The following is a 4,931-nucleotide window of genomic DNA, read 5'->3' on the forward strand; positions in this document are numbered from 1 at the left end:
ATATCCGTGCCTGGATCGACACCTGGAACGACAACCCCAAGCCTTACGTCTGGACTAAGACCGCCGACCAGATCCTGGCAAGCATCGCCAACTACTGCAACCGAATTAATGACTCAGGACACTAGCCCCCCTTGACTGTGGCATGGGTCACAGTAATATGACCACTGGTCACATCTAGCCTTGGAGGGCGCGATGCCGACGGTGACGTGGTCTCGTCTGAATGCGGATCGCCGCGCAGCGGTGGTCGCCGCCGCGGAGGCGGAGTTCGCCGCGCACGGATTCTCCGGCGGCAGCCTGAATGTGATCGCGCGCCGAGCCGGGGTCGCCAAAGGCAGTCTCTTCCAATACTTCGCGGACAAGCGCGACCTCTACGCGCATATCACCGACGTGGGCAGCCAGCGGGTACGCCGCCACATGGAAGAGCAGATCCGCCTTCTGGACCCCGCCCGCCCGTTCTTCGAGTTCCTCACCGACCTGCTCGACGTCTGGGTCGCGTACTTCGCCGAACATCCGCGCGATCGGGCATTGCACGCCGCCGCGAGCTTCGAGGTCGACACCGATGCACGTGTCAGTGTGCGTTCCGTCGTGCACCGGCACTATCTGGAGGTGTTGCGGCCACTGGTGCACGACGCGCAGTGCCGCGGTGACCTACGCGCCGAGGCGGACACCGAGACCCTGCTGTCGCTGTTGCTGATGCTGCTGCCGCACCTCGCCCTGGCGCCGTACGTGCGCGGCATGGACCCGGTCCTCGGGCTCGACGAACTCTCGCCCGAGCAGCCGGCCCTGGTCGTGCGCCGCTACGTCACCGTGTTGACGGCGGCCTTCGCCGCCGTCCCTGTGCCCCTCCCGTTCGCAACCACCGAAGGAGAAGCAGTTCCATGACTCACCTGACACGGACCCGGTCGGATTCACTGGCCGCGGGCGGCCTCAACTGGAACAGCCTGCCGCTCAAGCTGTTCGCCGGTGGCAACGCCAAATTCTGGAATCCCGCCGACATCGACTTCTCCCGGGACCGGGCCGACTGGGAATCGCTGACAGATCTGGAACGCGAGTGGGCCACGCGACTGTGCGCGCAGTTCATCGCCGGCGAGGAGGCGGTCACCCAGGATATCCAGCCGTTCATGGCGGCGATGCGCGCCGAGGGTCGGCTCGGCGACGAGATGTACTTGACCCAATTCGCGTTCGAAGAGGCCAAACACACCCAGGTGTTCCGCCTGTGGCTCGATGCTGTCGGCGTGACCGACGACCTGCAGGGGCTTCTCGACGACCTGCCCACGTACCGCACGATCTTCTACGAGGAGCTGCCCCGATCGCTCGACGCGTTGATGTCCGATCCGTCCCCGGCTGCTCAGGTACGCGCCTCGGCGACCTACAACCACGTCATCGAAGGCATGATGGCGTTGACGGGATACTATGCGTGGCACCGTATTTGCGTGGACAACAACATTCTTCCCGGCATGCAGGAATTGGTGCGGCGTATCGGTGACGACGAACGGCGCCACATGGCGTGGGGTACCTTCACCTGCCGGCGGCACGTGGCCGCCGACGACGCCAACTGGGCGGTGTTCGAGTCACGGATGAACGAGCTGATCCCGTTGGCGCTGCGCAACACCGACGACGCCTACGACCTCTACGACGAGGTCCCGTTCAACCTCGACAAGGAGGACATGCAGCAGTACGCCACCGACAAGGGAATGCGCCGGTTCGGCACCATAAGCAGTGCCCGGGGGCGTCCGCTCGGCGAAATCGACGTGGACTACTCGCCGCTGCATCTGGAGGACACCTTCGCCGACGAGGATCGGGCGGCCCTGGCGCGCTCGGCGTGACAGGCGGGCTGGTCAGTCGCGGCGCTGCACCAGCAGCGTCTGCGCGCACGTCCCGATGAAGCCTTCACGGTCGAAGATCTCGGCCGTGGTGACGCCCAAGCCGTCCGGGCCAATGGAACCCCGCGCCCGCAGCGCGAAGTCGTCACCGGCGGGCAGCCGGTGCAGGTGCACCACCGTGTCGGTGTTCATGAACAGGTACCGACGCGGGTCGAGTGCGGCGCCGATGCCATTGGCCGAATCGACCACCATCGCCAGCCGCTGCAGCGGCGTGGTCGGCTCCGAATCGATCAGCGGCACAAGCGGAGACAGCCACGCCTCGGCCGCGGCGCCCTCCGGGGTGTGCTGCCTGCGCCAGGACACGGTCTGCAGATAGCCCGGTGCGCCCTCCCAGGCGTGGGCGACGTCGCTGGCCCGGCCTTCGACCAGCGGCGGGTACCGGTCGGTGGCGGCTTCGGCGGTGTCACCGGTGGCCAGAAGCCAGGCGGTGACCCGGGCCACGGCCCGTCGGGTGCCGTCGGGCCGGTCGGCGAGCATCTCGGCGGCCATCAGCGAGATCCGAGTGCCGGGGCGTTCCACCCAGGCCCGCACGCGCACGGTGGTGACCGGGATGGCGCCGAGGATGTCGAGCGTGAGCCGGCCGACCCGCAGCCCTGTGCCCTCCGCGAGGTCCTCGATGGCGCGGGTCAGCAGCGCCAGCGGCGGCGAGCCGTGCTGGATCTGCGGATCCCAGTTGCTGCGGGTGCCGTCGGTGGACTCGAAGACCGCGTACTCGCCATCCTCGTGTGCCGAGCCGGGCAGCCGGCGGAACAGGCAGTCGATCATGCGGCGGGCTCCGCGCGCAGCACCGCGTCCGGGTCGCCGTCCTCGAGTGTCTCGTCGAGCACCTCGGGCCATCCCGGATACGGTGGGGGAGTGCCGCCGAACGCGGGACAGAGCGCGCGGTGCGCACACCAGTCGCACAGCCTGGACGGATTGGGCCGGAAATCGCCTGTGGCGCCGGCGTTCTGGATGGCCCGCCAGATCGCCATCAGGGTCTTCTCGAACCTCTCCAGCTCGTCGAGAGCCGGCGTGTAGTCCAGCACCTGGCTGTCGGCCAAGTACAGCAGCCGCAGCCGGGTCGGCAGCACACCGCGGGACCGCAACAGCGCCACGGCGTAGAACTTCATCTGGAACAGCGCCTTGAACTCGGCCAGTGCGCGGGCCTCCGGCGGCGCCTTGCCGGTCTTGTAGTCGACGACCCGCACCTCACCGGTGGCCGCCACGTCGATGCGGTCGACGAAGCCGCGCAACAAGGTGCCGTCGGCCAGTTCGACCTCGACGCGCTGCTCACAGCTCTGCGGGTCGAACCGGGTGGGATCCTCCAGCCGGTAGTAGCCCGACAACAGCGCCCGCGCCTGCTCCAGGAGCTCGGCCCGCAGGCCGGGTTCGATGTCGGCGGCCAGCGCCGGGTGCTCGGCGAGTACCCGCTCCCACGCCGGACCGACCAGGGACGCCGCCGTCTCCGGCACCCGGTCGGCCGCCGGCAGACGGTAGAGGTCTTCCAGCGCCGCGTGGACGACCGAACCGCGCACCTGGGCGGCGGACGACGGCTCGGCCAGCCGGTCGATGGCGCGGAACCGGTACAGCAGCGGGCACTGCTTGAAGTCACTGGCGCGCGACGGCGAGAGGGCGGGTCGGCGCACCGGTCTCGACGGCTCACTCATGGGATCGAGCCTAGGACGGCGGTCGGACATTTCCCGGCAACCCGGGCGTCGACCGCGGCGCGTCTACTGGCAGGCTGGTCAGCTGTGCGCAGAACCGGCCCATTCGACGTAGGTGATCGTGTCCAACTCACCGACGCCAAAGGCAGGCGCTACACGATGCTGCTCAAGCCGGGCGGCGAGTTCCACACCCACCGCGGGATCATCTCGCTCGACGAGGTGATCGGGCTGCCCGAGGGCAGCGTGGTGAAGTCCACCAACGGCGACCAGTTCCTGGTGCTGCGGCCGCTTCTGGTCGACTACGTGATGTCGATGCCGCGCGGGGCGCAGGTGGTCTACCCCAAGGACGCCGCGCAGATCGTGCACGAGGGCGACATCTTCCCGGGCGCGCGGGTGCTCGAAGCCGGCGCCGGCTCCGGCGCACTGACGTGCTCGTTGCTGCGGGCGGTCGGGCCGGAGGGGCGCGTGACGTCCTACGAGATGCGCGAGGACCACGCCGAACACGCCGCACGCAATGTCGAGACGTTTTTCGGTGCCACACCGCCCAACTGGGACCTGGTGATCGCCGACGTCGCCGATTACGACGGTCCCGAGGTGGACCGGGTCGTGCTGGACATGCTCGCACCCTGGGAGGTGCTCGGTGCGGTCGGCAGCGCGCTCGTCCCCGGCGGGGTACTGATGATCTATGTCGCGACGGTCACCCAGCTGTCGAAGACCGTTGAGGCGCTGCGGGAGCAGCAGTGCTGGACCGAGCCGAGGGCGTGGGAGAGCATGCAGCGCGGCTGGCACGTGGTGGGGCTGGCGGTGCGGCCGGAGCACTCGATGCGTGGGCACACCGCGTTCCTGATCAGCGCCCGCAAGCTCGCGCCCGGGACGATCGCGCCGACCCCGCTGCGCAAGAAGCGGCTGACCTGAGCCGACCGGCGAACCGACTCGGCCTACTCGTCGTCGCCGGTGCGCAGTCCGCGCCGGGCCGACAGCAGCTCCAGCTCGGGCCGGGCGGCCACCAGCCGCTCGGCGGCGTCGAGCACCTCCACGACACGAGCCCGGTCGGCCGCGACCATGCCGATCCCGATACCTGCGCGCCGGTGCAGATCCTGCGCACCGGTCTCGGCGGCCGAGACGGGGAATCTGCGTGACAGTTCGGCGATCACCGGCCGGATGACCGACCGCTTCTGTTTGAGGGAGCGCACATCACCGAGCAGGACGTCGAACTCGATCCAGCCGATCCACATCGCTCAGCCCGGCGGATTGTCGAGCGCCAGCAGCAGATCGGCGGGTTGCGTCCAGCAGAGTGGTGTACGAGTCGGACCTGATCAGCGGTACCGGCGTGTCGTTGCCGAATGATTGAAGGTCATCGCGTGATTCTTCGAGAGACCCGTCAAAGTCACTCGAGCAAAGGAAT

6 protein-coding genes and 1 pseudogene are annotated in these 4,931 nt (G+C 68.5%); 4 read left to right on the forward strand and 3 right to left on the reverse strand.

Going from position 1 to position 4,931, the window contains the following annotated elements; genetic code table 11:
* The 3 genes and pseudogenes from ACTWP6_RS29815 to ACTWP6_RS29825 all read left to right on the forward strand — a co-directional run.
* Positions 1-125 (forward strand): annotated as a pseudogene (locus tag ACTWP6_RS29815) (IS630 family transposase); the annotation flags it as partial.
* Between the two features lie 67 nt (positions 126-192).
* Entirely contained in the window at positions 193-882 is a 690-nt protein-coding gene (locus ACTWP6_RS29820; RefSeq protein ID WP_260753399.1) for a TetR/AcrR family transcriptional regulator, read from the forward strand.
* 5 nt (positions 883-887) lie between these two features.
* Entirely contained in the window at positions 888-1,826 is a 939-nt protein-coding gene (locus tag ACTWP6_RS29825) for a R2-like ligand-binding oxidase (RefSeq protein ID WP_260758149.1), read from the forward strand.
* Positions 1,827-1,838: 12 nt separating this feature from the next.
* Here the strand turns inward: ACTWP6_RS29825 and ACTWP6_RS29830 are convergent, their stop codons facing one another.
* Positions 1,839-2,648, reverse strand: a complete 810-nt coding sequence (locus tag ACTWP6_RS29830) for a thioesterase family protein (RefSeq protein ID WP_260753398.1) — start codon at positions 2,646-2,648, stop codon at positions 1,839-1,841.
* A complete protein-coding gene (locus tag ACTWP6_RS29835) occupies positions 2,645-3,529 on the reverse strand; it encodes a RecB family exonuclease (RefSeq protein ID WP_260753397.1) in 885 nt (294 codons plus the stop codon). Before ACTWP6_RS29835 ends, ACTWP6_RS29830 begins: the two co-directional genes overlap by 4 nt.
* An 84-nt stretch (positions 3,530-3,613) precedes the next feature.
* Here ACTWP6_RS29835 and ACTWP6_RS29840 point away from each other — a divergent pair, with 84 nt between their 5' ends.
* Complete coding sequence (locus ACTWP6_RS29840) at positions 3,614-4,441, forward strand: tRNA (adenine-N1)-methyltransferase (RefSeq protein WP_260753395.1); 828 nt, start codon at positions 3,614-3,616, stop codon at positions 4,439-4,441.
* Positions 4,442-4,464: 23 nt separating this feature from the next.
* Here ACTWP6_RS29840 and ACTWP6_RS29845 read toward each other — a convergent pair whose 3' ends face one another.
* Positions 4,465-4,761: a DUF503 domain-containing protein gene (locus ACTWP6_RS29845; RefSeq protein WP_260753394.1), complete on the reverse strand. Its 297-nt coding sequence runs from the start codon at positions 4,759-4,761 to the stop codon at positions 4,465-4,467.
* Between the last annotated feature and the right edge of the window lie 170 nt (positions 4,762-4,931).

The organism is Mycobacterium sp. 4D054 (assembly GCF_052245755.1).
Lineage (GTDB): Bacteria > Actinomycetota > Actinomycetes > Mycobacteriales > Mycobacteriaceae > Mycobacterium.

Coding starts and splice junctions, on each gene's coding strand:
- ACTWP6_RS29845 (WP_260753394.1), bottom strand. CDS start 4,761: ATGTGGATCGGCTGGATCGAGTTCGACGTCCTGCTCGGTGATGTGCGC.
- ACTWP6_RS29835 (WP_260753397.1), bottom strand. CDS start 3,529: ATGAGTGAGCCGTCGAGACCGGTGCGCCGACCCGCCCTCTCGCCGTCG.
- ACTWP6_RS29830 (WP_260753398.1), bottom strand. CDS start 2,648: ATGATCGACTGCCTGTTCCGCCGGCTGCCCGGCTCGGCACACGAGGAT.
- ACTWP6_RS29820 (WP_260753399.1), top strand. CDS start 193: ATGCCGACGGTGACGTGGTCTCGTCTGAATGCGGATCGCCGCGCAGCG.